This window comes from Paenibacillus sp. 1781tsa1, assembly GCF_024159265.1.
In the GTDB taxonomy this organism is placed as follows: Bacteria; Bacillota; Bacilli; order Paenibacillales; family Paenibacillaceae; genus Paenibacillus.
This window is the reverse complement of record NZ_JAMYWY010000001.1, coordinates 2567464-2594186: the sequence shown is the minus strand read 5'-3', so window position 1 is coordinate 2594186 and position 26723 is coordinate 2567464. Positions and strand designations below refer to the sequence as shown.

The following is a 26723-nucleotide window of genomic DNA, read 5'->3' as shown; positions in this document are numbered from 1 at the left end:
CCACCTCCCCTCAAACTACAACATGCCATCGGTCACGAATTTCAGAAATCCAATCGGTCATTTTCCAGCTGTCATCACATGGAACTGCACCTTTAACCCTGGAATATTTACGTTTTACATAATAACCTTGACCCGGAGGCAGTACCTTCAGCCCACCTGAACTACCTCCAGATTCGGAATAAGGTATACGGAAGAACGAGAGATCGTTAGGGTCTAAAGTCCCGAACAGCATTCCGCTCTGGGAAGCCTTCACATCCGTTACCCAGTCAGAACCAAAGGTCGGGAAGTCTGCCGGAACCCCGGATAGAATCACGTGTACACCACGATCCCTTCCTTGACGAACAATCGCTCCCAATTGATCTTTTACATTAAAATCGTTTAGCTGCTTGGACAAGGTGTCCGCATCATCGATAACGAGCACAAGTTCCGGTCCACCGGAAATCTCGCCTCTTTTCAGAACTTCATCGTACAACTGTTGAATCACAGGTGCAAGCTGTTCTTCTCGCGATACATGTCCACGGACATGGGGCAAACTGCTAATTTCCCCCAGTCCACCTGAGCCATAACGCATATCTACTGTGTATATTTGTACATCTTCCGGAGAAGCATGATAAGCCAGTGATAACATCCATGTCAACAAAAATGTCGTTTTGCCGCCTTCCATCGGACTCGTTACCATGAAATGTGGACCTTCACGCAGATTAAGCTGGAATGGTTCCAGATCATCCGTAAGCAGTCCCACAGGGACAGTTATAGATGATGTATCCCAAGCCTGACCATATGATCCTGTCCGAATGAGCAAATCTTTCAGTTTGATCTCTTCCGGAAGTGGAGCAATCTGCGGCGCTTCTTCCCCTGTCCAGCCTTGGCGAATCTCAGCAATCGTACGGCGCAATGCCGATGAACGTTTGCCCTCATCTGCCCCGGAAGAAGGTAATGCAGCCTGGAACATCAACGGAGGTACTTGCCCTTTGACCAGACCTCGTCCTGGCGGAAGTTGGCTTGGTGCCTTGGAAGGTCTTCCCACGGCATAATAATAATCGCTTGGATCGGATAACTCAAATGAAACCGCATTGGGAATATTGCTTCTGAATTTTTCAAATACATCGGTTACCCGATTCGCAGTAAGCACAAAAGTGATACCCAGACTTCCGCCTTCACGCAGAATCGTCTCCAGAAGTTCATTTTCTTCCGGATAGGCATTGCGGAATGAAAGATAACCATCGATAACCACCACAACCTGCGGGACAGCCGCGTGAGCTGTCCGGCGGTAAGCCGAAATCGTTTTAACACCCGCCTCTGAGATGATATCTTTGCGTTGTGCTGACAGCTTGAGGATATAGCGGAATAACCGTTTGATCCGGTCTTCCTCTTCCGCCATCATCACGCCACCGATCTGAGGTAGTGCTGCAAAGTCCTTCATCATGCGGCCCATGTCGATAATGTAACCATGCCAAGGCTCAGTTCTATTGGAACGGGCCAGCGACATAAGTAAGGTCTGAACAAATGTTGTTTTTCCCAGTCCAGGCATGCCGTAAACGACCAGATGGCCTTGATCCACAGGCAATGCGAGCGGTTGTTGGCGCTGATTAGGGAGATCATCCAGCAAACCAACCAGTGGTTTCAGACCACTGGCCCCGCCATCAAGCAGCAGATCCCGATTCTCTTCTTCCTGCCAGTCCTGAAGACCTTCCCATTCCAGTGTCTCTGGTAAAGGTGGCAACCATGGTCCTGGCAAACGACGGATACCTGCATCCGCTGCAGACTTTGCAACATAATCAATAAATACCTGAAGCTGTTTTGGAACATCTTCACCTTTGAGAACGGCTCTGCGCTCTCCGGTTAACAGAGGCTCCCGCTTACCGTTCAGGCGTACTTCCATGACAGGCAGTACCGTCGTTGAATCCTCCTGTTGGTTATACGGTGCACCACTCCAAGCGAATTGCATTTCTTCAAATACTTCATCACTACCAACCTGGAAATATCCACGACCAGGCTTCGTAATCCAGGCAGCATTTGGAATCTTGATCATGTCCCTGCTATCTCCTTCACTCTGTACGCGAAGGCAGATCCGAAAGCGCGAATTACTCCATATTTTATCGTCCACAACACCAGCTGGCTTTTGGGTTGCCAGAATTAGATGAACCCCAAGTGTCCGGCCAATGGCCGCGATACTGATCAATTCATCCATGAACTCCGGCTGATCTCGCTTCAATTGAGCAAACTCGTCAATGATAATAACCAAATGCGGGAGTGGCTGTTCATGTCTGGAACGCAGAATCTTGTAATATTCATCAATATGCTGGAGGTTTCCCGCATCATTTAATATTTTTTGCCTTCTGACCAGTTCGGCGCGAAGTGAGATATTCGCCCGCTCGATCAGATTCCCATCCAGATTGGTAATCGTCCCTACCACATGAGGCAGATCAACAAATGTATTAGACATACCGCCACCTTTATAGTCGATCAGCATGAAGGCCAGATCATGCGGATGGAATTCAGCAGCCAGTGAAGCAACGATGGACTGGATGACTTCACTTTTACCTGAACCAGTTGTACCTGCAATCAGACCATGCGGACCATGACCCTGACGTTCAATTTTGTCATGCAGGTTTATCGCTATTTTTTTGCCGCCAGCTCGCACACCCATTGGTACGGGCAGCGTGTCCGGATATCTCGTCTGCCCCCATCTGGATACCACATCCAGATCTTCCACGCGTGATGTGCTCAGCATATCGAATAACGGAAGCACTTGCGGGATATCTGAAGCAGATGACCGCTTTAACCGGATCGGTGACATATAACGGGAAAGCGCCTCTGCCATCTCCTTCGAGATCACATCAGGCTTGTATGTTTGTTGAATAACATCTGCATCTTCCGTTTTTTTGATATACACCCCTTTGCCATGGGAGGCATCCATAATCAACTGACAATGCATCGGTAGAGATTCCTTACGATTAGCCAGTATGATGGTGCATACATCAATGTCCTGAGCAGATTCTAGCAGCAGTGGAAGTAACGGTTCTTCTTCAATCAATTGCGTATCGGAGAGAATCACAACGTAACACGGCGTTTGTATGCTTTTCTTGTAGCGATCTTCCTTATTGTTACGGCGCCGGTTCAACACGGAAAACAAGCTGTCCGCCAATTGATGCGCACCGCTGTGCCTGTCGGCCATATAGCGTTGTCCTTGGTCTTCATCCCAGATATGGGGCATCCAGCGAAGCCAATCCCATTCCTTGCTGTCCTTTTCTTCATAGAAAGCAGCAAGCTTCAGTTCATCCGGCGAATGACGTACCGTCAGTTGTGAGATGATGACTCGCAGGGAAGCTAGCACTTCCTCCCGATCACCGACCAGTCCCATAACCTTCGATTGGAACAAAGGTAATGTAATGGAAGCATCCGGTACCGTCTGGAATTCAGCCGCAAGTTCATGGGCCGCTTCAATTAGCTCGTCCTTCTCGTAACCATCAATCCGCGGAACCTGAAGTTTAATACGGAATGGAATCTCTCCCGTACCAATGCGCACCTGAAGGAAATCATCATCCTCTGGTGAACGCTCCCACAAGGAACTGTTCCGGTTCTTCACCACTTGAAGACACACACCCGGATCACCATGAATCTCGTACAGGCTCTTCACTTGCTCCGCCTGAGCTTCTTTCAGTTCTTCCCGGTGTTTGTCCAGTTGGGCAAGATACATTGTTTTTCGTTCTTCCAATTTTTTGCGATATGATTTCTTGTTGCTCAGATACACGAAGAATGGAATGGTGTAAGAAGTAAGCATCATCATGACCGTCATCATCTGAAACATCATATAACTGCTGTTATTCATTTTGCCGGTCATATTGATATATACGTAGAAACCAATGCTGACCATGGTCATCATGATCGGCACAATAATGGATATCATGGAAAACGTGGGTTTGCTCGGTTCTGTTGGAGGCCTGAGTATTTCGAGTCCTTCTTCCTTGAGAACCGGTGTCATTCTTGGAGAACGCTGATATAACACATTCACGAAGAGAAGACCTCCTTTAGTTCGTTCAATAATGAATGTATACGTTCAAAAGCCCTATTCGTTGCTGTCCTGTTGAAACAATGAACGTCTTCCATACACCGGCGCTTCTTCCGTAGTCGTTGAAAAAGCCCGCTGCACACGTACGCAACTGCCTTGCCGCAGCCCTGTTTCCATTAACTGCTGTGCGTTCTGTGGAGAGAACCACAGCCCTTCCGGAAACTTGGCTTCCAGGATGTACTGAATACCGTCTCCCGGTGCCTGTCCGAAAATGCGAACGCCAAGTAATGTCTTCAAATGTTCAATGGTACATTCATCCGGAACATCGATGTCGAACCATTCTCCTTCCTCGCGGCCGGAATACACGGTTAGAATCATCCGAATCCCTCCCATGGTCTCATATGTAAATTGTCCTAATGTCAGATTAAATCAAAAAAAAGAGAATGAATCGTTATATCAACCCTATTTTCTTACATAAACACCCTGTTTGCAATGTGCCACCTGTAATTTTGTTACATATGACCCACGTATATATTAAAATATCGTACATTCGACTCAGAACTTTCGTGGCAGTTATGCATTTAAATATTGCGAGGATACGAAACTTTTTATTTTTTGTTCCATTTAAATGGTAATTAAGTTTCGTTTTTCAGGACTTTTATTCCTTCGCTCACAATTGAATTGTGAACACTTTTCAAACATTACCCACCTTTATGTTTTCATAAGCTGATTTTAAGGTAATTTTAAGCATTGGAATTTAATATTACCTGTATGAAATAACAACCGTGAGGTGATTTCAAGTGAGAACCCTAATAACCTTTCAAAACAAATCAATCCCTGTGTATTTTAATCAAGAAAACAAACAACCTATGCAGAAGACATTAAGATTGCTTAGCAGTGCTCTTGAGCATAAAATTAGCAACGGTAAACGCGCCATTCAAAAATGTCTGCATTCTTTAATTAGTATTGAGATTGTCAATGGAGAAGCCATTCTCCACAGTCGAAGTGAAAACGACTCCCTTGCTTTATCATTATATTAAAAGGAGTCTACCAAGCCACATTTATTACAAGACATGAAAAAGGAAGCTGTCGTTACAGACAAGCTTCCTTTTTGAGGTGTATACACGTTAACAGCGGATTACAATTATGATCAGCCATCACTCAGTGCAGTTTGCTCAGGACATAGGCGGCATCATGCTCTTCCGCAATCTCGGCTTTACGAATACGAATGACAAACAGCCGAACCAAATTGGCACGTGTATGTTCTTCCTGACAGGTATTCAGTTTCCTCAGAATAAAGCGGTCAATGGACATGAATTTAACGCCCCTTTGCCATTGGATTTACGGATCGATTCTTCCGTGTATCCATAAATAACCAGATAGCGTCGGCCCCAAACAACTTTTCCGCTCTTATATTAAGCCGTATTTTGCTGTGGTGTAAAATTGTGCAAAAAGCCCGTCCCACCAAGCTGGAGACGGACTTTCGCATGATTTGTCGATCTTTTTTCAACCCACTCTAATCATTCATAAATACCTCTGCTAGTTCATCCTTTTTCGACTTATTTCACTCCCGGATATTCCCGATATTGGTGCTGAATGCTGATCCAGCGAGTACGTGTAAACTTCTCAATTGCCCAATCACCACCGAAACGTCCAATCCCCGAAGCTTTTTCACCGCCAAACATCACATGCGCTTCATCGTTCACAGACTGATCATTTACATGTACCATACCAGATTCAATGCGCTGGGCAACCTGATAGCCTCGATTCAGATCTGTGGTGAATACGGAACCACTAAGTCCATAAGGAGTATCATTCGCCAAACGTACAGCTTCATGCTCATCATGAGCCTTCATGATTACTGCCACTGGGCCAAACAATTCCTGCTGCACGATATCTTGTTCAGGTTTAACATCGGTAAGTACCGTAGGAGACAACACACTGCCTTTACTGTCTCCACCGAGTAATAACCGTGCGCCTTCGGCCTTGGCTTTGTTCACAAGCTCCATCAATCGTGTTACTTCTTTTTCCCGAATGAGAGGACCCACGAGTGTTTTGGCATCTGCCGGATCACCTGCCTGCACATTCTTCGTTTTGGCAACAAATGAATCGACGAATCTGTCGTAAATATCAGCATGCACAATGATACGATTCAGAGCCATACAGATCTGCCCCTGATGCAGAAACTTGCCAAAGACCGCGGCTTCAACAGCACGTTCAATGTCCGCATCTTCCAGCACAACCATGGCGTTGTTGCCGCCTAGTTCCAGTGCCGTTTCTTTTAAATGTTCACCCGCCAATTTACCGATCCCCTGTCCAACTTCTGTGGAACCCGTGAATGAAATTACTTTGGGAACCGGATGAGCGACAAAGTAATCCCCGATCTCACTGCCACTTCCAGCAACGACATTTAGCACGCCCTCAGGCAGACCGGCTTGTTCGAACAAATCGGCGATGAGCCAACCTGCCGTAATCGGAGTATCCGATGCCGGTTTAATCACCACACCATTGCCGAGCGCAATCGCTGGAGCTACGGATCGAAGGCATAGATGCAAAGGGAAATTCCATGGCCCGATGACACCGATCACTCCCTTCGGCTCTCGAACCACACGGTTCTCTTTGCCAGGGGTATTAGACGGGATAATCTCACCCTTCATACGATAAGGAAAAGATGCTGCTTCATCCACAATGCGTTTAGCCGCTGCAAACTCCGCCTCCGATTTGATTCGGGTACTCCCGGATTCTGTGATCAACAGTTGAATGATATCCTCTTTTCGCTCTGCCATCAGAGATGAAACTTTCCGCAGTACCTCTTCTTTCACAGCAGGTAATGACTTCGCCCACTCAATCGAATTTTTCTGAGCAGACTCATAAGCTTTATCTATGTCTTGCTTATTGGAAGAGCGCCATGTGGCAATAACTTCTCCCGTATAAGGGTTGATATTCTCCATTGTTTTCTCACCGGAGCCATCTACCCATTTGCCATTAATATATTGTTTCGTCCATGTTATATGTTCGGTGTCCATTAAAGTCATTTGAAAACGCCTCCTGATCAAGATTGAATGTCACACCTGCATAACGGTGTAATACATCATTAACCTTGTTCAGAATTACGCAAACGCGCAGCCTTGAATTAGCTATTCCATTCTTTATGCTTAAGGGAACAATACAACCTACAGTGTCCTATCCCTATCTGCACGTTTTTCATCGATCGGGCAGGCTCTTCTCTCCAAAGAGGCTCAAGTCTTCCCATCCGTAGCCAATTTCAATCAGATCTTGACCACCAATGCGGATGGACTGTGTCTTAACTGGAGTTCCTCCCATCTTTTCATAGAAGCGACAAGCTGAATTACGCTCCAAAGCCCATATGATCAAACGTTTCATATTGTGGGTCTGCAGATCATTAACGACATGTGTCGCCAGTTGCCGACCTATCCCCGTTTGTTGCACTTCCTTCAGCAAATATATAGCGTACAACTCTCCATCATAAGGTAATTTGCCTTCACGCTCCTTACCCCCACAAGCAAATCCGACAATGTTCCCGTGATCCTGTTCAGCTACCACCAAGATCTGATTCTTTTCGCCAGAACGAATGGTCTTCTCCCACTGCGACAATCTTGATTCTATAGTCAAATGATCCAAAAAATCGTCGGGCACAATTCCCCGATACGTTGTTTTCCAACTCTCCGTATGTACATGGGCTATCCCTTGCGCATCCCCTTCACGCGCCTGCCGGATTAACATCGCTATCACTCGCTTTCTCTCGTAACTGCCGTAGTTTTACCATATTATATGTTCATCTTTCTATAATTCCAAATTCATCCACTTCAGTCCTGGTTGTAAAAACTTATTTGGTAACTGGCTATCTTAACCTTATAATACGTGTTCAAAAAGTCTGGTTTTCAGTACCAAGAAGATGGAATGAAGCTAGAAATGGAGTAGCGGAGCGTAGATAGAGCTACGTGAGCAACGGACATTTCGGCTGAATTTCATATTCGATGCTGATGATGCCGCTAGGCATGATTCGTAATCAAAAGTGGACTTTTTGAACTACCTCTGCTCTTATAAAGTAAAATCCGGCCCTACGGCCGGATCGTTACTCTTGTGCCTACAGATACCTTGGAAGACAGATCCAATACATCCGAGTTGTACATGCGTATACAACCATGGGAGACAGACTTGCCAATGGACCAAGGCTCATTGGTTCCATGTATGCCATAATGGGGAGCTGACAGTCCCATCCACAACACGCCAAACGGCCCACCTGGATTGGATTGTTTGTTAATAATCGTGAAATCCCCGTTTGGACTCTGCGTGAGCATCTTGCCGGTGCCCACAGGATAGCCCTTAATCACCTGATTGCCATCCAGAAGATATAACATGTGGTCAGACAGATCTACAATAATCCTGTAATCTGGCATAATGACATCCCTCCTGACCTATCTTATGCAAGGTACCGGATGATGCCCGCCTGATTTCAGGCTTCCTCCCACTCTTTCACAGTACGGGAGTGCTTGGGTTTGCGACTAGTGGCCGGTTTGCTGGAGGCGGTACGCTTTCTGGATGCCACTTCTTCCTTGCGTTGCTGATATTGCAATTCCTTCTGCATTTTCAGATAATTATTCAATCTTTTTTCATCTAATGACCCATCCTGTATGGCCTCTTTCACTGCACATCCAGCTTCCCGTGTATGACTGCAATCCAGAAATCTGCACGTGGCCGCAAGTTCTTCAATTTCTCCAAACGCATGCGACAGCCCATCATTCCCCTCATCCCAGAGATTAAGTTCACGCATTCCTGGAGTATCGATCAATACAGCTCCCTGTGGAAGTACAAACATCTCCCGGTGTGTTGTGGTGTGTCTCCCACGGCTGTCTCCCTCACGGACGGACTGTGTAAGTTGTACATCCTCTCCCATCATCCAGTTCACCAGCGTAGACTTGCCACTGCCAGAAGATCCTGTGAGCGCAACAGTCAACCCAGGCTGCAAATATCGTTCCAGTAAGGATTTACCTTGACCCTCCACTGCAGATATCGCAAGCACTTCAACACCTGGAGCGATTCCTTCTACATTTCGGATCTTTTCTTCCACGTTGTTGCACAGATCACTTTTGCTCAAGACAATGACTGGCCTTACGCCACCATTCCAAGCCATCATCACGTATCTTTCGAGTCGTCTAAGGTTGAAATCATGATTAAGTGCAGCCACGATTAACAGTGTATCTACGTTTGCGGCGATTAATTGTTCTTTGGTCACTGGACCTGCCGCCTGTCTCGATACCCTGCTCTGACGAGGCACCAGATGGTGAATAATTGCTTCTTCACCTGCCTGACCTGTAATCGCCACCCAATCTCCAACCGCTGGTACCAAGCTGGTCTCCAGACTATCATGACGCATTCGGCCCGAAATTCTCCCCCAGCATTCGCCCTCTTCTGTAATCAAACGTTGCAGATGTCCATGGTCTGCGATAATTCTGGCTGGCTTTCTCTCCTGCTCTTCCATTCCTGTCTCTTGCCACAGTTTCTGCCACTTTGCAGACCAGCCGTACTTCTCAATATGATTATCTAAAATAAAAATTCCTCCCAAAATAGGTTTGTTTTCTTCGTTCAAGACCAGTGAACAATCATCTTTCCGGTTCAGATCAAAACAAAAAACCACGAGCAGAAATACACCCGCGGCAATGAGTAGTTAGACGAATCAAAGATTATTCCTTCTCGTAGATATACCGGATAGCATACTTAACCACCGCTATAAACAATTCAGGAACACCCTTTTATCGGCAAACAAAAAAGCCACGGGTGCGTCACCCGTGGCTTCATCTGAGCATGACATACTTCACGTTAAAATGGATACTGCTATCCAACTAACGCAAAATTACATGCTTTGATCCGTTCCGGAGACGCTGTTCATATTCAAATTAACGTATACTGCATTTAAGTTTGCCATTAACAATCGCCTCCCTTGTAGAATTATCCATTATGTTACACACTGCGCTTTGCAGTTGTCAAGCACAAATTCTTTTTACCAGCCTACTCTATTTGACCTGATCCCATCGTGTCCACATTTCCTTCGGATTCAATTCATAGATCTCCTCTTCCCGATACATGAACTGATGCATGATAAATTCCCGCCGAATCGTGGCAAAGTCTTCATGGTATTGCTTTATAAATGTATTGATTTCTTTCTCCGTATACTTCCGACCAAATTCAAGCTGCTCGACCAGATGACCAAGTACAATCAGTTTTTTCTTGTATTGAGCCGGAATCTGACGCAGTCGTCCATCTTTGGAGAAAAAATTTCTCATGACCGACGCTTTCAATGTTTCGTTCACATCACTCATATCCGTAACCTCCTCTCTCTTAAAGATAAAATCAACCGAAGCCTGTGCATTCTCGCGGATAAACGAAGGATTGAGTGTAAAATACACTGTATTTTTCTCCCGTCGTTCCTTAATCAGCGCCGCCTCTCTCAGCTTGGATGCATGATGTGTCACGGTTGGCTGTGACAGATTCAGCCGTTCGGCAAGTGCCTGTCCGTGAAGTTCACCCTGTGCCAACAACAGCAGCATGCGGAGCCGGGTCGGGTCAGCCAATGCTTTATGATAAGCCACAATTTTCTCCAGCTGCATCATCGTTCATCTCGCTTTCAATTAGATGTATATCTAATTTGATATTAGTCTTTTCTCCTCTCCGCGTCAACTCCTTGGGATTCAAGTAAGCCTGTCTAATTTAAACTCACGCTTGAACTGGCATTGGCTCGTTATTTACGGTAGGATTATATTGCTTGAAATAAGGAGGATTAAGAACATGGAAGATGTCATTATTATCGGCGGAGGCCCGTGCGGTCTATCTGCTGCCATTGAATGTGAGCGGCTGGGACTGTCCGCTGTGATCGTTGAGAAATACAATATCGTTCAATCTATTTATCTGTATCCAACCCATATGCAGTTTTTCAGCACAGCCGAGCTGCTTGAGATCGGGAATGTTCCGTTCAGCACACCTAATGATAAACCGTTTCGTTATGAAGCACTTGCCTATTATCGCAGGGTAGCCGAACATTTTGGTCTGCGTGTTCATAACTATGAGGAAGCCCGTGAAATTAAACGCAAGGATGATGGTACGTTTGAGGTACATACGCTCAATCGCCGCGGGGAGGCCATCGTACATGTTGGACGTAATGTAGTTGTAGCTACCGGTTATTTTGACCATCCTAACTATCTGGGCATCCCTGGAGAAGATAAAGATAAAGTAACCCACTACTTCCGGGAAGCCCACCCCTATACCCGTACACGTGTCGCCATTATTGGCGGAAGCAACTCAGCCGTGGACGCAGCCATGGAACTGGTTCGGGTCGGAGCACATATTGATATGGTTTATCGCGGCAGTGGTCTGTCCCAGCATATTAAACCATGGGTACGTCCATTATTCGAGAGCATGGTGACAAAAGGTCGCATCACGCTGCACCTGGAATCACGCGTAAATGAAATATTGGATGATTCGATTCGTCTGATACACACGGATGGTTCCACTCGGGAACTGGATAATGACTTTGTACTGGCAATGACCGGTTTCCGTCCAGATCGTCAACTACTCACGTCGGTAGGTGTGGAGATGTCTGATGATATGGATAAACCTCTATATGATGCACAAACGATGGAAAGTAGCGTACCTGGTGTATATGTGGGCGGAGTCATCGCTTCGGGTCGTAACGCCAATGAAGTCTTTATTGAATCCGGGCGCTGGCATGGACGTTACATTGCGGAACATATCGTTAGCAAACAACGTGGACAGACCGAAGGGAAATGAAAACAATGGATATGACTTCCCTGCTGTTGCTCGTATTTGCGGCTCTCGGGATTATCAGCAGCAACACACCTGTGACCGTAGCAATGGTATTTCTGTTGTTGCTACGAGTCCTGAACCTGAATCAGGCATTTCCATGGCTTGAAAAATACGGACTTACACTGGGCATTATCATTCTGACCATTGGTGTAATGGCACCTCTTGCCAGTGGCAAGATGAGTCTGCAGACGATCGGCGAGTCTTTCCTGCACTGGAAATCACTGCTCGCCATTGGCGTAGGATTACTGGTGGCATATCTCGGAGGACGCGGCGCTACGCTGATGGGAACACAGCCAACTATCGTCGCAGGACTGCTGATTGGAACGGTACTTGGGGTTGCCCTGTTCAAGGGTGTGCCTGTAGGGCCATTGATTGCTGCAGGAATATTGTCACTGCTACTGGGCAAATCCTAATGCCGGTTGTGATCGTTGAGACCTGACATGCTCTGCAGATTGGCTGTATTTCCCTCCGTTGTGTGATATACTTCTATTCATGCAAATTATGTACACGAGTCTACAGCAGAATAATGCATATTAGAGGTTGTTCAAAAAGTCCGCTTTTGATTACGAAGGATGCCTAGAGGCATCATCAACGTCGAATATGGAATTCAGCCGAAATATTTGAACACGTACTATTGTGGTTATGCTGTTGCATGAGATATAGATTCACTTTGCAACTATTAATGGCGCAGGAGGATTAAGGAACCATGTCACGTCAGTTTATTACAGAAGCCGTGATGGTGGCCATTTACGGTCAATTGTTAGCGCCGCCCGCGCCTGTTGAATATATTGTTCCTTATACCACCATCCTTGAGCTATATGAATTCCAGACCAGTCCTGATCCCATGATGGATAACCCGGCAGATGATCAGCATGTGAAATCCAAAATCAATGAAATGATTTCTTATTTCGAGGAACCGCTGAATAAGAAAAAAATAGAGCGTGCGTTACTTGTTCCATGGGCCAAAAGCCCCTCCATTTTATTTGGTGACCAAGTATCCATTGCCATTATCAACGCAATAGATACGGCACAGTACGGGGAGTATTTCGATCCGATTGAGACAGAATTACTGCTGACATCTCAGCGCCTGAGTATCCCGATTCTCACCGATCAGGTTGAACTGATCGCACGCATCATTGAGTCCGAATCACCAGTACAGGTATTTGATATTGATGATTTTGATTTTGCGATGGATGATGAACCACTGGATCAGGTATAATTCATGCTCTGAGCACGTGAATCGAATTCTTAAAAAAATGACCTTGTCACCCACTTTACGTGGATGCCAAGGTCATTTTTTGCGTCAACACTTATTTTATTCTGTAATATCCCGCGCTAACAGAATTCGGCTAATCTCATTCAGAGGTGGTAAAGACTCCAGAGCAAAAAACTTAAGACCCGCATCACTATTTACACGCGACTCCACAAGATCATCCTGAATGATCACTGTCCGAAACAGGGCAATGACATAATACTCTTCATCTCCGCTCGAATGCATATGCCGAAGATCAGGCCCCGAATACAGACCTTCCAGAATCATGGTATCAGCAGTCCAACCTGTCTCTTCCCATAACTCCCGATGTGCAGCATCTTCAATGGCTTCCCCAGGGCGCATCTCACCAGCTGGCAACCGCCACTGACCGTGCCCCGCATGCTGAATCAGCAGTAATTCACCTTGTTCGTTCTCAGCCCGCACCGCCGCTTTTACAACAATGTGAGAGCGTTTTGCGATATACTGGGCCAAATCTCGTGCTGGCAGATTCACTGCTTATCCCCTCCTCCTACTCGGAAGCCGGTGGCGACCTGTGATTCATCTATTGCCTAGCAGCATACTTCAAGGATTAGATATTTCAGTATAACGATATTCGATATCCTGACCTTCATCAACGATATCCACATGCAGTTGGTGCCCTTTCAAATACCAATAATCGTGATCTTCCATAAAGAATTGAATTCCCGACACTTCGGTTTGATCCGCAGGATGTCTTGGTTTCTCCACAGCAATACCTAGCGAAAATCCAGGGTGAAGACCTCCGCCAGAGCTATAACGGGCAAAAAATCGAATGCTGTCTCCCTCGTTCAAATTCAGTTCTTCCTTGTACCAGCGAGCAGCTTGATCGGATACATGTATGGTACTCATTTGGTGTCAGCTCCTTCTGTATATATATGTTCCATCATATCTCTACAGGGACTTGAATACAAACCCAAGTGCCCACATAAAGACAAAATTAATTGTGAAAAATGTTTGACAGATTGTAAAAGCCGGTGTTAAGATGCAAACATACGAGGTCTACATTGAATTTATTTCCAAAAAAAGAAAGGGTGATTACGGTGTTTAACAAACATATGATTGTTCAATTCAAAACACAATTAAATACCGGAGCACACCCGAAATCATTATTCCGTTCATAAGTCGGCATGACAGGCGGTCTTTCTTTAGAACCTCTGTGATGTTTACTCACAATCGAACTTATATATGGTGGCGGCTCTGTTCTCCGAGCCATGCTGCCGTATGATTATATGAAGACATACCGCCTGCGTGCGGTATGTCTTTTTTTGTGGGTACATTTCGGCATTCATGAACGGAATTTGCATTTCTCGGACATCGAAAGGAAGGGATAACACTTGTTCTCTGTACTTAAAAACCTGGCCTGGTTCTTCCGGCTGGAACGCAAACGATACCTAACCGGTGTCATCTTGCTTATTCTGGTGGGCATTGCCGAACTGCTGCCTCCTCGTCTTCTTGGTAATGCCATCGACGAGATTGTGCGCGGTTCCATTACCGGCACCTCACTTACGCGTTATATTCTGCTTATTCTGGGAACAGTCATCATTATCTATCTCGTTACATACGTTTGGATGCACAAACTGTTTGGTGGTGCCAATCTGGTGGAGCGGCTGCTTCGTTCACGCTTTATGGACCACTTGTTACGGATGACTCCTCCCTTTTTTGAGAAAAACAGAACAGGAGATCTGATGGCTCGAGCCACCAATGATCTTCGTTCCATTGCCACTACAGCAGGCTTCGGCATGCTGACCTTAACAGACTCTACAGCCTTTCTGGCCACCGTATTGTTCGCCATGGGTTTCCTGGTTAGTTGGAAATTAACCTTGGCGGCAATCCTGCCATTACCTTTTATCGCCATTGCCATGATGATCTATGGTAAAGCTGTACATCAACGTTACACCCTGGCACAGGATGCATTTGGAGATATGAATGACCAGGTGCTGGAATCCATCGCCGGTATTCGTGTTGTACGTGCCTATGTGCAGGAACGTCTGGACGAGAAACGGTTCGCCGACGTGACCGAAGATGTGTATCGAAAAAATCTGGCTGTTGCCAGAATGGATGCCCTATTTGAACCCACCATCCGCCTCTTCGTTGGACTCAGTTATGTGATTGCACTTGCCTACGGCATATATCTTGTATTTCATAATGAAATTACCCTGGGGGATCTCGTATCGTTTAACATGTACCTGGGGATGATGATCTGGCCCATGTTCGCCATCGGCGAATTGATTAACCTGATGCAGCGCGGTAGCGCTTCACTTGATCGGGTCAACGAAACTTTATCGGTAGAACCTGCTGTCCAAGATGTGGAGCAACCTGCTCACGTTACGAATCCGGAAGAAATTGCGATGCAGGATGTTACATTCCGTTATCCCAGCTCCACTGTCGACAATCTCAGTCATATCAGCTTTTCGCTGCGGCGGGGTCAAACATTGGGTGTTGTGGGTCGTACGGGTAGCGGTAAGTCTACTTTGCTCAAACAACTGCTTCACGAATACCCTGCCGGTTCGGGCACATTAAGCATCTCGGGTCATCCGATTCAGGATATCGCCAAAGATGACTTGCACAGCTGGATTGGGTACGTACCACAGGAACAAGTTCTTTTCTCCAAATCAGTTCGTCAAAACATTCAATTTGGTCAACCTGGGGCCAGTGATGAAGTCATCATGGAAGCCATTCGTACCGCCGCTTTTGACGGGGATCTGGGGACTTTATCCGATGGACTAGATACACTCGTTGGTGAAAAAGGAATCTCTCTGTCTGGTGGACAGAAACAGCGGGTATCGCTGGCGCGTGCCTTTATTGCTAATCCTGATATTCTGATCCTTGATGATGCCTTATCTGCTGTCGATGCACGTACTGAAGCCAAAATCATTGAAAATATACGCAACAAACGCTCGGGCAAAACTACGCTGATCTCGACTCATCGCCTGTCTGCTATTGAACATGCTGACCGAATCATCGTACTGGAGCACGGGAAAATTACGGAAGAAGGCACTCACCAGGAACTGTTAGCCATGAACGGCTGGTACCGTGAACAGTATGAACGGCAACAGGTCGAGTCCAATCTGTCCACGTAGGAGGTCAATTCATTGAAGTCTAATACAGGCAAAAGGCTGCTTGATTACGCCTTGAAAGCCAAAGGAACATTTATTGCTGCATTAATTATGCTTACCATTGGTGTTGCGGCCGAGCTTGCCGGGCCGTTCATCGCCAAATCCATGATCGACAATCACTTGCTCGCGATTGAGCAGCCTTTCTATGAGACGACAGCTTCAGATGAAGCCGCAGTCTACAACGGTAAGAACTACAAACGCGAAGGCTTGTTCGAACCGGATGAAAACAAAGGTTCCGAAGTGCGGGTATTACAAGCCGGCAGAAGTTTTTATTTTGTAAACGAACCGGTAAGCGCACCTGACGGGGACCGCACATATACGGATGGAACCCTCACGGTTACACGCGCAGGTGAGGTAACAGGCCAATATGCGGCAACACCCCTGTCCGCTGGTGAACTGTTTACTTTTTACAAACCGGAGATGCCCAGCATCTATCAATTAATTGTGTATTACATGATCTTCCTTGTGATCTCGGTCATTATGGAGTTTGGTAAAACTTTCTGGCTGCAATCCTCGGCCAACAAGGTCATTCAAAGACTGCGCAACGATGTGTATGCCCACATTCAGCGACTGCCGGTGCACTTTTTTGATAACCTACCCGCAGGTAAAGTTGTATCACGGGTCACGAACGATACAGAAGCCGTCAAGGATCTGTTCGTTGCCGTTCTTTCGAACTTTTTCTCAGGAATCATCACGATTACAGGTGTGTATGTCGCACTCTTCCTGCTCGATGTTCGCCTGGGCCTGATCTCATTATTCGTCGTGCCGATGCTCATTACATGGATTGTGCTCTATCGCAAATTCGCCACTCGCTACAACACGATCATTCGATCACGACTGAGTGAGATCAATGCAATCATTAACGAGTCCATTCAGGGGATGTCCATCATCCGCGTATTCCGCCATCAGAAACAAACCAAGCAGGAATTCGAAGATCTGAATGATGACTATATGAAACACCAGAACAAAATGCTTAACCTGAATGCCTTCACCTCACACAACCTGGTTAACGTATTACGGAATATCGCCTTTGCAGTGGTCCTGTGGTACTTCGGTTCCAGTGTGCTGGATGGCACAAGTATTATCTCCCTTGGTGTTCTGTATGCCTTCGTTGATGTTCTGGGACGTTTGTTCCAGCCAATTACCGGCATGGTGAATCAGCTCGCCAACCTGGACTCCTCCCTCGTATCTGCTGGTCGCGTCTTTGAGCTGATGGATGAAAAAGGAGAACCCGTAACCGATGGCTCCATGCCAAGATACAAAGGGAATGTTGTCTTCGACGATGTATCCTTTGCCTATAAAAAGGATTATGTGCTCAACAATATTTCGTTCAAAGCATCACAAGGTCAGACGGTGGCTCTGGTCGGCCACACCGGTTCGGGTAAAAGCTCCATCATCAACCTGCTGTTCCGGTTCTATGATCCGCAAAAGGGCAAGATCACGATCGATGGTCAGAACGTTAAGGATCTGCCTAAACAGTGGATTCGCGAGCATATGGGGATTGTACTTCAGGACCCGTATCTGTTCACAGGCACGATTGCTTCCAACGTCAGTCTAGGCGATGAGAAGATCTCCCGTGAACGAATTGAACAGGCGCTGCGTGATGTAGGCGCTGAGCGTATACTGGCTCATTTGCCTCAAGGCTTTGACGAACCTGTCATCGAGAAAGGAAGCACATTGTCTGCTGGTCAGCGTCAGTTAATCTCCTTTGCTCGTGCACTCGCATTTGATCCGGCCATCCTCATTCTGGATGAAGCAACTGCCAATATCGATACGGAAACGGAAGCTTTAATTCAAAACGCACTCGAAGTCCTCAAAAAAGGACGTACCACCTTCATCATTGCTCACCGTCTCTCCACCATTCGTTCAGCAGATCAGATTCTGGTTCTGCATCGCGGGCGTATCGTTGAGCAGGGTGCACATGATGAACTGATGGAGCTTAAAGGCCGCTATTATAAGATGTATCAGCTTCAGCAAGGTGCGCAAGCAGCAGCGGTCGCAACGCTCGAGAATCCGTCAGGCGAGACCGTTCGAACATCAGCCTCCTTTGCAGGAGGAAATGCATAAGCTAGTAAAACGGAAATCTGTTATGCGCATATCATTTTTGATTAATTCGTAAAACAGGCAACACAAAAACCGATCTACACAGCTACCTTAGGGGATTGCGGTGTAGATTGGTTTTTTAGTTTTATCAGGAGCCATGTTACTTAGCTGCTCATTTCCCCCAGACAAAAAAAACAATCCGCGCACAACCTCACGGCTGCTGCGGATTGTCTATCCATCCTTTGATCGTATATCCCATGTACATCACAGTCTCCCTTGCGAGAAAAGGAAACTTGCTGCGCCAGGTTCGATAAGCCGTTGTTCGTGTCGGAGATGGTACGGCATCCATACCCAGCCCGGCAGCCAGCTTCATGGCCCGTTTCATATGCAGCGGATCACTCACAATTGTATAGGTGTGATAACCGGCCTGTTCACCAATTGGAATTGAATTGAACAGATTCTCCTCAGTAATTCTGGATTTGGTCTCTATGCGAATGTCCGCAGGATCTACTCCATGTGCGATGGCATACTTCTGACCCACTTCAGCTTCCGTATGTTCTCCATCATCACCTGACCCGCCTGTAAAAAGCAGATTACGAACTTTACCCTGACGGTATAATTCAATCGCGTGTTCGATACGTTCGCGAAATACAGGTGAAGGGTTATCCCCCGCCACGGCTGCACCCAGAATGATGGCTGCGTCCGATATCCTGGATGAATCCTCATCCGTATATGCAGATATACGTACTGCCGTAACTACAGTCCACAGGATTCCAACCAATACTACAGCCAGAGTTATAATTAATATCCAGCGTTTCGTTATCCGTCTGCTTGTCATTCATCCTCTTCCAAAGCCCTTGCTTGCATACTCTCGGTATGCATACGCTCCAGCGTGTGCAGAGCTGCTGCGGATTCGGCATCCAGACCAAGCTCTGCAATCCAGGCACCCGTATATTGCTGGAGACGGATCTCCAACTCCTGTGCACGGTCTTTGAAATCCTCCAATTCCTTAATCATGCGTGATCGTCCTTCCGGACTGAATGTCTCGTGAATTCGTTCCTTGAAATAATGATGTACGATACGGTTACGTTGCTGCCATAACTCATTCAACTGGCGAGTCTCTTCCTCTGAAAATGTAAAATGATGGCGTACTTCATGAATGAGCTGCCCCAGTGAACTGCTCATTTTTCGTTCGTACAGATCTTCCAGGTCTTCTTCAGACACAGCCTTGCCCTGAGACATTTTCATTAATAAAATCAGATTGACCAGCTGCTGTTCAAGCGCCTGCCCGTAGTACACGGCCAATCCGTAATAGGCAAACAATTCCCTGGAGTGTTCGCTGTCCATCATGTCACCATTCTGGATATCTGTATTTTGCATTGCGAGCGCCTCCTTCAACCGTACGATGTTATCCATTCCATGTCACTCTATCCTAACCAAACCAAGAGCAACATTCAAGTTATCGGAAAGCACGTCTTCTAACCCCGCAGATCTCTCCTCCCGGACAGCCACACATGGATGATTAGTAACGCTAATGCATAGATCACAGTCCACAGCGTAACCGAAACAAAAGAGTTCATCTTTGATTCATCAAATAACATCATCTCACGAACCAGATAAAAGGCTGGTGGAAGAATACGGCCGATCCATTCTAACGATTCAGGCAAACGTTCGCTTAAGGAACCTTGGATAAACGATAGTAATAATACAATAATGAGGGCAGGCATACTGCGACTAATCAAGGGAATGTATGACTTTTGAAAGAATACACTGATGCCCAACCCCAGTAGCGATAACCCCAGATGTCCTAACCAGGTCATCATCCACTCCTCACTTGTGGGTTGTCTCTCGAACATTCCCGCGAACACGGGATACAGCACAGTGATTGCGGTGAGCAGGAATTGCATTATCCAGGCACAGATGAGTTGACTTGTTACCACCTTACGCCTGCTTCCTGCATGAAGGACCAGTAATTGAACCTGCTTCGCAGGTTCGGTATTCATCACCATTACTCCGAGCCAAGCAGCTGCCAGAAATAACAGCATAGCCGTGACACTGTAGCTGTCCGCAATAGGGTTGGGTTTGTAGGAATAAATTAGCAGCATGGCGATGATATAAAAGATAACCGGTGCAAAATATTTCTGTGAGCGAATGTGATGCCTTAACAAATATCGGGTCAGATAGATCATTGGGCTTCTCCCCCCGCATCATCCATGGAAGAGTTTAAGTCCACAGATTCTGTGACACCTCCACGACTCGTATGTACAGCTGGATGTTGTCCTTCCAGCAGACTTTCCATATGTAATTGACTTTCTTCCTGTTGTACAGTCACAACCGAACCTCCAGATGCCAGAATCATTCTGAGAACATCATCTGCTGATTTCTGAACCACTTTCCAATCCCACAACCAAGACTTCGATTTCTCCGAGCTCGTATTACGAACTAAAGACAGTACTCCCGGTTGTTCTACAACGGATGGATTGTTGGCCAGATCCTCTCCAGCTTCCGTCAGACTTTGAATACATACAACGGGTTCGCCAGCTTGTAGTATATCTTCACGACTCCAGTAGCGGAGCACGCGGCCTTTCTTCAACACAATCACCTGGTCTGCCAAACGTTCAATAAGCAACGGTTCATGGCACGCTGTAACGATGCATGTCCCTCCATCCTTCCATTGCCCCAATAAGGATACAACTGCCTCTTGAGCTGGAATATCCAAGCCTGATAAAGGTTCATCCAGTAACAAAAGACCACCCGGTCCAGGTAACAGGGCCTGAATCAAATTTACTTTTTGCAGGGTGCCCTTCGATAATAAGGGTAACTTCTGATCGATAGCGGTATCCAGATATAGAAGTTCACTAAGTTCTCTAATCCGCCCACGCAGTACTTCGGGGCGAATGCCCCGAATCCGTCCCATCTCCCACAAGTACTCTCCAGATGTAAAGGGTAAACGTGGCAGGCCATCTACTGCATACCTTTCAGAACCCTTCATTGTACGCTGGATCGATCCTGTATCGGGTAACAAAATACCTGCCAACATACGTAGCAACGTACTTTTACCAGAACCGTTTCTGCCAACAAGCACAGCACATTCTCCCTGCTTCACTTCCAGATTAATTTCATCAAGTACTTGAGCATTACCTAATCGCTTGCTCACTTGTTGAAGCAACATACCTCGACCTGATGAGTCTGCTACATCTTGATCGGCTTTCTTGAAAAGTCCACGTGTACTCCATATCACCTGGGATCACATCCGCTCTGGAGCTTGCACACCTAGCAAATGTAAACTGTACGCGAGGCGTTCGGCAGTCCGTTTGGCCAATGCCACCCTGAAGGGTCTTATATCAGATGGTGCATCCGCGATCCGTTCGGCGTGATAGAAGCGGTTGAACGCCTGAGCGACATCTATCGTATATTTGGCAATGACCGAAGGCTCATTTCGATGAATTGCTTTTTCCAAATACTCGGGATATTCACCGAGCAGCTTCAGCAACGCCCAAGCGGTATCTCCGATACTGGATGAAGTGGTCACTGTTACATTCTCACCATCCGCAAGGCTGGGGTTAGGCAGAGGGTTTTCATTTTCTACACGTATCGCCTCTTCTGCCTTGGCAAGCACACTTTGAATCCGGGCATGGGTATATTGCACATAAGGTCCGGTCTCTCCTTCAAAACTCACGGCATCTTCCAATGAGAAGTCCACATCATTTAACCGATTATTGCGCAGATCACCGAAGATAATAGCACCTACACCAACAGCCTCGGCTACCTTCTGAGGGTTCTCCAGATTCGGGTTTTTCTCCTGAATAATCTGTAGTGCACGAGCAACTGCCTCATCCAACACTTCCTGCAAAAAGACGACTTTACCACGACGGGTAGACATTTTCCGTCCCTCAAAACGCATTAATCCAAACGGGATATGTTCACACTTCGCAGACCATTCATGACCCATCCGGGAGAGGACCGCAAATACCTGCCGGAAATGTAGCTTCTGCTCGCCTCCGACCACGTATAACAACCGATCTGCCTTCATCACCTCATGACGATACACCGCCGTAGCCAAATCCCGTGTAGGATAGATGGTTGTTCCGTCTTTTTTGATAATCAGGCACGGGGGCATGTTCTCGTCCTCCAGACGTACCACGAGTGCTCCATCACTCTCTTCAAGTAAACCTTTTGTCTTGAGTTCTTCAACCACCGCGCCCATCTTGTCATTGTAAAAGCTCTCCCCCAACGTATGGTCGAACTGTACATTCAGACGTTCATACATCCGGTTGAATTCCTTCATGCTTACTTCCACAAAGAACGCCCATAACCGCTGTGCTTCTTCATCCCCTTGCTCCAGCTTGCGAAACCACTCCCGTGCCTCCATCTCCAGAGAAGGATCGTTCTCTGCCTCATCGTGGAAGCGCACATACAGTTCCAGGGACGTACGGATCGGATCTGCCTGCAGCGCTTCATCATTGCCCCACCGTTTGTAGGCTGCGATCTGCTTGCCAAACTGGGTTCCCCAGTCTCCCAGATGATTCACACTTACGGAGGTATAACCCGCTTCGTTATACAACCGATACAGCGCTGCACCGATTACAGTAGAACGCAAATGTCCGATACCGAAGGGTTTCGCGATGTTAGGGGAAGACATATCAATCACGACACGCGAACCCTGACCAAGCTGAAGCTTACCGAATGCGGCATCCCCCAGTTCTTTTAGCAGATTCGGCGCGAGCTCCTCCCGATTAAAGCGGATATTTACATACGGCCCGGCGGGAGTCGCTTCAATTCCAACTGCCTGCAATCCAGTTGCGAGCTCGATCGCAATAACTGGCGGTGCTTTTTTTAATGACTTCGCCAATGCAAAACAAGGGAATGCTGCATCACCCATCTCCGCTTGTGGTGGGACTTCCAGTAATCTCAGAACCTCTTTTTCATTCAATCCCGTTAAAGGCGCAATATCGGCCGCAGCCTGCTTCATCAACATGTCAAACACTCCTTATCCAATCATTATTGGGTGAAAATAAACACAAAAAAGCTCCCGTCTCTAAATAAGAGACGAGAGCTGACTTAACAGTTCCCGCGGTACCACTCTAGGTGAACAGCTGCTATTAATATGCATCAACATGCATACCAGTAGGACCTGTTCCGCTCGATGCGTATAACGGTCGCAAGCCGGGTTACCCTCAGACAGATATGGCCTATCCCCAATCGGGATACGTACATCTTTTCGGATAACCATCTCACGGGTGCGGTTCACTCAGGTCATGTCATACCGGCTTCCACCTCTCCCGGCTCGCTGTCATGTATGGATCTGGCTACTCTCCCGATCATTGATATTCTTCGTTTCAATTCATTGCCCTCATTATACATACCACGGTCAGACTTGGCAACCTGCATTAAAAATCCCCTACTGAAAGGCAACACATAGGCACATCGTCTCAGATGCCTGTGTTTCACTGCCTTCCCTCAGGGGACCAAGGTCATTATCGGTTTTAATTATATGTTCCAGTGAAATAGTAATTATGCTACTGCTGCCATCAACCGGCAAGCTTCGGCACATCTGCGGCAAGCCTCTGCACATGCTTGGCAGTGATCATGGTTGTGTTTGCCACACTCTGCGGCGCAAGCTTCACAAGCTTTCACACACAATTCGCATATTTCAGCAATGAAATCACTTCCACGTGTCATTGCTTGTGCAGCAAAACTGCAGATCTCCGCACATTCCCGATTCAAACGGATACAATCACGCAGCATCGCCAGATCATATTCTTTCAGACTCGATATGTAACATACGTTGCAAGCATTCATGCACTCCAGGCAAGCATCGATACATTGTTGATATTGTTGTTGTGTCATTTAAAGTTACCTCCCAGGCAAAGTTTGCTATGCTTCTTAATACCCAGTTGGGAGGAATATTGAATCATCTAACTTACTTTATCGCTTCCAATTCCAGTAATTGGTCACGAATGACAGTTTGGTCAAAATGTTCACCTATAAACACAGCAACATTAGGGACTTCTCCCTGAGGCGTGATCTTCATGTAGTCCGATTCACGGTAGGCATACTGGAACCAGAAGCGGCTCGCCGTGTCACTAAATGATAAAATGCCTTTTGCTCGATACACATCACGTGGGAGTGCGGATACAAATTGTTCAAACGCCTCGCTGTTCACCGGATGACTGAAATAATGCGTATAGACCATGACATGTTCGTGTGAGGCATGAGGAGCGGGATGCTCGTGACCGTGGTCATGGCTATAGGATGGGTCAGTATTCGTAGCCTCGCCTTGGACTGTATGATGTGTATGTTCATGTCCATGATTGCAGCCATGTGTACCACAGGTTTCCGTATGCACATGATGCTCTTGGTGAGCCGGCTTACCTGCTTCAGAAGCTGAATCACGTATATGCACGTCTGCCCCGCTACGAAGCAACAGATCCATCTCCACCTCACATTTGACCCTAGGAATTACGGGTGCGAAGCCATTCCATTTTGCCAAAAGCTGTTCCAGATCTTGCAGTTCCTGTGCACTCACCCGATCCGTTTTGTTCAAAAGAAGCACAGACGCACAACGAATCTGCTCCTGCATCAGTTTGAAGGTCTGCCCCTTCTGCTCCTGATACAGACCTGATAGATGTGCTGCATCCACAACGGTAATGAGACTTTTCAGTTCCAATCGCATGTAAAGTGAGGTCTCTGTAACTGCATCCAGAATCTCCATTGGATTCGCCGCACCGGTTGCTTCAATAACGATCACATCGGGTGATTCCTCCTGAACGAGATCAGCAAGTTGCAATCCCAAGTCACCACGTACGGTACAACAGATGCATCCACCTAACATCTCTGTCATTGGAACGGTGGAATCCACAATCTGACCATCCAGATTGACTTCGCCTAACTCATTCATGACCACTGCGGGACGCAAACCCTGCTGTTGCCAATGTTCGATCAACTGAACAAGCAGTGTTGTTTTGCCACTCCCCAAAAAACCTGACAGTATATATACAGGTATGGATTGTTCTTTTAAAATCGTTTCATTCATGCGTAACACCTCTCTGATTGTCCTTCTTGTAACCTAGTCTATCTATATCTAGCGAGTGTACACCATCCCGCATTCGTTGTGCAATAACGTTCAACTCTTCCCAGTACATTGCCTGATTCTACCGGATGGTCTATGCTATGAGGACATGTTGATTGAAGGAGGAAGTTTCATGACTAATTCAGTGGAACAACATCGCCAGGAAGCTCCGACCACGGTATCGTGCATGATTGTTACAGTGTCAGACACGCGTACCAAAGACACGGACACCAGTGGCCAGCTCATGCATCAGCTTCTGAATGAAGCAGGTTATCAGATTGTTGAATACATCATTACACCAGACGAAACGGAGAACATTCGAAGCATCCTGCAGGATGCAGCTGTTCGTGATGATATCGAAGCCGTGCTGCTCAGCGGCGGAACAGGGATTGCCCCCCGAGATACGACATACGAAGCAGTATCCTCACTACTCGACAAGGAACTCCCAGGTTTCGGTGAGATCTTCCGTTTTCTCAGTTACACCGAGGATATCGGTTCCGCTGCCATCCTGAGCAGAGCCGTCGCTGGAACAATCGGACGCACAGCGGTATTCTCCATGCCGGGTTCCAAAGGTGCCGTCAAATTGGCCATGGAAAAACTCATTTTGCCTGAACTGCGGCATGTCATGCGTGAAATATATAAACCCGTCTGAAAGATCAGACGGGTTTTTCGGGTTTATTTTCAGCAGTACGGTAAAGAACGAAGGGTATCTCGCTCTACTTACCTTAGTTGCCCCAGCACATGTTGGAACACCTGCATGACATCCTGCTCATACTTGTCCTTTTCCCCACCCGAAGCTGTATAAACGAGTGAGACGTATCCTTTGCTGCGAATCGTTGTCCGGCCAAGCGCATTCTCCAAGACAGCCTCATCACGATTCTCATTATACATTTGTTCCATGCTGGCAGCCCGGGTTGCTGCATCACTGAAAATATGGACTTTCACAATGTGTCTGCCACTTCCATTCAACAAATACATATAAGAAATCCCACCATGGCCGTCATCGGCAGACATGTTATTCATCAGCTGAATGCCTTTTGCTTCAAAACTCTTACTGATCTCACTTACCAATTCACCGTTTAATCCGTGTCCTTGACTCTGTGCCCGCACATTCCCTTCATCTGTCGCTTCGCGGGTGTAGACCTTCCGCTCCTGCTCAATGGATGATGCCGAACAAGCCACCAGGGACCAGACACTCGTGATCAACATTCCACTTACAAGTACCGACTTCATTGTTCTTCCAACCAGACTTCGCCCTTTTCTAGCAAACCACATGCCAATCCTTCCTTTCCAGCCACATGTACTGTGACCCAATCAGGTAGAATTAGCATGTCTAAGGACTTAGAA

General features: G+C 46.8%; 26 protein-coding genes. 7 read left to right on the top strand and 19 right to left on the bottom strand.

All coding sequences use genetic code 11. The features are described from left to right. Positions 1-10: 10 nt before the first annotated feature. Together essC and NKT06_RS11675 are read right to left on the bottom strand one after the other, a co-directional pair. On the bottom strand, positions 11-4015 hold the full coding sequence (essC, locus tag NKT06_RS11680) for a type VII secretion protein EssC (RefSeq protein ID WP_253433985.1): 4005 nt from the start codon (positions 4013-4015) through the stop codon (positions 11-13). 54 nt (positions 4016-4069) lie between these two features. Next, the gene (locus NKT06_RS11675; protein WP_253433982.1) at positions 4070-4390 is read right to left on the bottom strand and encodes a hypothetical protein; all 321 of its coding nucleotides are present in this window, start codon (positions 4388-4390) and stop codon (positions 4070-4072) included. A gap of 422 nt (positions 4391-4812) precedes the next feature. Between NKT06_RS11675 and NKT06_RS11670 the strand changes: the two genes are divergently transcribed. After that, on the top strand, positions 4813-5052 hold the full coding sequence (locus NKT06_RS11670; RefSeq protein WP_074094612.1) for a hypothetical protein: 240 nt from the start codon (positions 4813-4815) through the stop codon (positions 5050-5052). A gap of 121 nt (positions 5053-5173) precedes the next feature. On the opposite strand, the gene NKT06_RS11665 is transcribed toward NKT06_RS11670, so the two are convergent. From NKT06_RS11665 to NKT06_RS11640, 6 genes are all read right to left on the bottom strand, one after another. After that, positions 5174-5326: a hypothetical protein gene (locus tag NKT06_RS11665; protein WP_164783094.1), complete on the bottom strand. Its 153-nt coding sequence runs from the start codon at positions 5324-5326 to the stop codon at positions 5174-5176. Between the two features lie 245 nt (positions 5327-5571). Further along, positions 5572-7047: an aldehyde dehydrogenase family protein gene (locus NKT06_RS11660; protein WP_253433979.1), complete on the bottom strand. Its 1476-nt coding sequence runs from the start codon at positions 7045-7047 to the stop codon at positions 5572-5574. 169 nt (positions 7048-7216) lie between these two features. Further along, positions 7217-7756: a GNAT family N-acetyltransferase gene (locus NKT06_RS11655; protein ID WP_253442501.1), complete on the bottom strand. Its 540-nt coding sequence runs from the start codon at positions 7754-7756 to the stop codon at positions 7217-7219. Between the two features lie 338 nt (positions 7757-8094). Beyond that, complete coding sequence (locus NKT06_RS11650) at positions 8095-8433, bottom strand: L,D-transpeptidase (protein ID WP_253433976.1); 339 nt, start codon at positions 8431-8433, stop codon at positions 8095-8097. 56 nt (positions 8434-8489) lie between these two features. Then, positions 8490-9515: a ribosome small subunit-dependent GTPase A gene (gene rsgA / locus NKT06_RS11645; RefSeq protein ID WP_483311618.1), complete on the bottom strand. Its 1026-nt coding sequence runs from the start codon at positions 9513-9515 to the stop codon at positions 8490-8492. 532 nt (positions 9516-10047) lie between these two features. After that, positions 10048-10641 (bottom strand): DUF2087 domain-containing protein, encoded by a 594-nt coding sequence (locus tag NKT06_RS11640; RefSeq protein ID WP_091034982.1) that lies wholly within the window; start codon positions 10639-10641, stop codon positions 10048-10050. Positions 10642-10819: 178 nt separating this feature from the next. Between NKT06_RS11640 and NKT06_RS11635 the strand changes: the two genes are divergently transcribed. The 3 genes from NKT06_RS11635 to NKT06_RS11625 all read left to right on the top strand — a co-directional run bounded on the left by NKT06_RS11635 (position 10820) and on the right by NKT06_RS11625 (position 13073). Continuing rightward, the gene (locus NKT06_RS11635) at positions 10820-11818 is read left to right on the top strand and encodes a YpdA family putative bacillithiol disulfide reductase (RefSeq protein WP_017689082.1); all 999 of its coding nucleotides are present in this window, start codon (positions 10820-10822) and stop codon (positions 11816-11818) included. Positions 11819-11823: 5 nt separating this feature from the next. Beyond that, complete coding sequence (locus tag NKT06_RS11630) at positions 11824-12267, top strand: DUF441 domain-containing protein (protein WP_017689083.1); 444 nt, start codon at positions 11824-11826, stop codon at positions 12265-12267. A 293-nt stretch (positions 12268-12560) separates the two neighbouring features. After that, positions 12561-13073 carry a hypothetical protein gene (locus NKT06_RS11625; protein WP_036609214.1) on the top strand — a complete coding sequence of 171 codons (513 nt, stop codon included), beginning with the start codon at positions 12561-12563 and terminating at the stop codon, positions 13071-13073. Positions 13074-13169: 96 nt separating this feature from the next. Here NKT06_RS11625 and NKT06_RS11620 read toward each other — a convergent pair whose 3' ends face one another. Both NKT06_RS11620 and NKT06_RS11615 read right to left on the bottom strand, forming a co-directional pair. Beyond that, a complete protein-coding gene (locus NKT06_RS11620) occupies positions 13170-13619 on the bottom strand; it encodes an NUDIX domain-containing protein (protein ID WP_253433969.1) in 450 nt (149 codons plus the stop codon). Positions 13620-13688: 69 nt separating this feature from the next. Further along, positions 13689-13994, bottom strand: coding sequence for a HesB/YadR/YfhF family protein (locus tag NKT06_RS11615; RefSeq protein ID WP_253433966.1), 306 nt, complete (start codon positions 13992-13994; stop codon positions 13689-13691). Between the two features lie 485 nt (positions 13995-14479). On the opposite strand from NKT06_RS11615, the gene NKT06_RS11610 reads away from it, so the two are divergent. After that, a complete protein-coding gene (locus NKT06_RS11610; RefSeq protein WP_036609220.1) occupies positions 14480-16225 on the top strand; it encodes an ABC transporter ATP-binding protein in 1746 nt (581 codons plus the stop codon). Positions 16226-16237: 12 nt separating this feature from the next. Beyond that, entirely contained in the window at positions 16238-18328 is a 2091-nt protein-coding gene (locus NKT06_RS11605) for an ABC transporter ATP-binding protein (protein ID WP_253433961.1), read from the top strand. A 187-nt stretch (positions 18329-18515) separates the two neighbouring features. On the opposite strand, the gene NKT06_RS11600 is transcribed toward NKT06_RS11605, so the two are convergent. From NKT06_RS11600 to NKT06_RS11570, 8 genes are all read right to left on the bottom strand, one after another. Next, a complete protein-coding gene (locus NKT06_RS11600) occupies positions 18516-19142 on the bottom strand; it encodes a YdcF family protein (RefSeq protein ID WP_253433958.1) in 627 nt (208 codons plus the stop codon). Beyond that, on the bottom strand, positions 19139-19684 hold the full coding sequence (locus tag NKT06_RS11595) for a hypothetical protein (protein ID WP_253433955.1): 546 nt from the start codon (positions 19682-19684) through the stop codon (positions 19139-19141). The genes NKT06_RS11600 and NKT06_RS11595 overlap by 4 nt, the downstream gene beginning before the upstream one ends. Positions 19685-19782: 98 nt before the next feature. Further along, on the bottom strand, positions 19783-20493 hold the full coding sequence (locus tag NKT06_RS11590; RefSeq protein ID WP_253433951.1) for a hypothetical protein: 711 nt from the start codon (positions 20491-20493) through the stop codon (positions 19783-19785). Next, positions 20490-21545: an ATP-binding cassette domain-containing protein gene (locus tag NKT06_RS11585; protein WP_253433948.1), complete on the bottom strand. Its 1056-nt coding sequence runs from the start codon at positions 21543-21545 to the stop codon at positions 20490-20492. The genes NKT06_RS11590 and NKT06_RS11585 overlap by 4 nt, the downstream gene beginning before the upstream one ends. 6 nt (positions 21546-21551) lie before the next feature. Further along, a complete protein-coding gene (gene argS, locus NKT06_RS11580; protein WP_253433945.1) occupies positions 21552-23282 on the bottom strand; it encodes an arginine--tRNA ligase in 1731 nt (576 codons plus the stop codon). A gap of 278 nt (positions 23283-23560) precedes the next feature. After that, a complete protein-coding gene (locus NKT06_RS31680) occupies positions 23561-23695 on the bottom strand; it encodes a hypothetical protein (protein ID WP_301289890.1) in 135 nt (44 codons plus the stop codon). A 123-nt stretch (positions 23696-23818) separates the two neighbouring features. Next, complete coding sequence (locus NKT06_RS11575) at positions 23819-24154, bottom strand: four-helix bundle copper-binding protein (protein WP_253433942.1); 336 nt, start codon at positions 24152-24154, stop codon at positions 23819-23821. A 73-nt stretch (positions 24155-24227) separates the two neighbouring features. After that, positions 24228-25340, bottom strand: coding sequence for a CobW family GTP-binding protein (locus NKT06_RS11570; protein ID WP_253433938.1), 1113 nt, complete (start codon positions 25338-25340; stop codon positions 24228-24230). Positions 25341-25509: 169 nt separating this feature from the next. On the opposite strand from NKT06_RS11570, the gene NKT06_RS11565 reads away from it, so the two are divergent. Then, entirely contained in the window at positions 25510-26028 is a 519-nt protein-coding gene (locus NKT06_RS11565; RefSeq protein WP_047842524.1) for a MogA/MoaB family molybdenum cofactor biosynthesis protein, read from the top strand. 68 nt (positions 26029-26096) lie between these two features. Here the strand turns inward: NKT06_RS11565 and NKT06_RS11560 are convergent, their stop codons facing one another. After that, positions 26097-26651, bottom strand: coding sequence for a hypothetical protein (locus NKT06_RS11560; RefSeq protein WP_253433935.1), 555 nt, complete (start codon positions 26649-26651; stop codon positions 26097-26099). Positions 26652-26723: the final 72 nt, after the last annotated feature.

What these genes read in the sequence shown, in the direction of transcription:
- NKT06_RS11665 (WP_164783094.1), bottom strand. Translation starts at nt 5,326, where the DNA reads ATGTCCATTGACCGCTTTATTCTGAGGAAACTGAATACCTGTCAGGAA.
- NKT06_RS11630 (WP_017689083.1), top strand. Translation starts at nt 11,824, where the DNA reads ATGGATATGACTTCCCTGCTGTTGCTCGTATTTGCGGCTCTCGGGATT.
- NKT06_RS11625 (WP_036609214.1), top strand. Translation starts at nt 12,561, where the DNA reads ATGTCACGTCAGTTTATTACAGAAGCCGTGATGGTGGCCATTTACGGT.
- NKT06_RS11635 (WP_017689082.1), top strand. Translation starts at nt 10,820, where the DNA reads ATGGAAGATGTCATTATTATCGGCGGAGGCCCGTGCGGTCTATCTGCT.
- NKT06_RS11675 (WP_253433982.1), bottom strand. Translation starts at nt 4,390, where the DNA reads ATGATTCTAACCGTGTATTCCGGCCGCGAGGAAGGAGAATGGTTCGAC.
- NKT06_RS11640 (WP_091034982.1), bottom strand. Translation starts at nt 10,641, where the DNA reads ATGCAGCTGGAGAAAATTGTGGCTTATCATAAAGCATTGGCTGACCCG.
- NKT06_RS31680 (WP_301289890.1), bottom strand. Translation starts at nt 23,695, where the DNA reads ATGCAGGTTGCCAAGTCTGACCGTGGTATGTATAATGAGGGCAATGAA.
- NKT06_RS11650 (WP_253433976.1), bottom strand. Translation starts at nt 8,433, where the DNA reads ATGCCAGATTACAGGATTATTGTAGATCTGTCTGACCACATGTTATAT.
- NKT06_RS11615 (WP_253433966.1), bottom strand. Translation starts at nt 13,994, where the DNA reads ATGAGTACCATACATGTATCCGATCAAGCTGCTCGCTGGTACAAGGAA.
- NKT06_RS11600 (WP_253433958.1), bottom strand. Translation starts at nt 19,142, where the DNA reads ATGACAAGCAGACGGATAACGAAACGCTGGATATTAATTATAACTCTG.
- NKT06_RS11595 (WP_253433955.1), bottom strand. Translation starts at nt 19,684, where the DNA reads ATGCAAAATACAGATATCCAGAATGGTGACATGATGGACAGCGAACAC.
- argS (WP_253433945.1), bottom strand. Translation starts at nt 23,282, where the DNA reads ATGTTGATGAAGCAGGCTGCGGCCGATATTGCGCCTTTAACGGGATTG.
- NKT06_RS11655 (WP_253442501.1), bottom strand. Translation starts at nt 7,756, where the DNA reads ATGTTAATCCGGCAGGCGCGTGAAGGGGATGCGCAAGGGATAGCCCAT.
- NKT06_RS11590 (WP_253433951.1), bottom strand. Translation starts at nt 20,493, where the DNA reads ATGATCTATCTGACCCGATATTTGTTAAGGCATCACATTCGCTCACAG.
- NKT06_RS11660 (WP_253433979.1), bottom strand. Translation starts at nt 7,047, where the DNA reads ATGACTTTAATGGACACCGAACATATAACATGGACGAAACAATATATT.
- NKT06_RS11570 (WP_253433938.1), bottom strand. Translation starts at nt 25,340, where the DNA reads ATGAATGAAACGATTTTAAAAGAACAATCCATACCTGTATATATACTG.
- rsgA (WP_483311618.1), bottom strand. Translation starts at nt 9,515, where the DNA reads ATGGAAGAGCAGGAGAGAAAGCCAGCCAGAATTATCGCAGACCATGGA.
- NKT06_RS11575 (WP_253433942.1), bottom strand. Translation starts at nt 24,154, where the DNA reads ATGACACAACAACAATATCAACAATGTATCGATGCTTGCCTGGAGTGC.
- NKT06_RS11565 (WP_047842524.1), top strand. Translation starts at nt 25,510, where the DNA reads ATGACTAATTCAGTGGAACAACATCGCCAGGAAGCTCCGACCACGGTA.
- NKT06_RS11560 (WP_253433935.1), bottom strand. Translation starts at nt 26,651, where the DNA reads ATGTGGTTTGCTAGAAAAGGGCGAAGTCTGGTTGGAAGAACAATGAAG.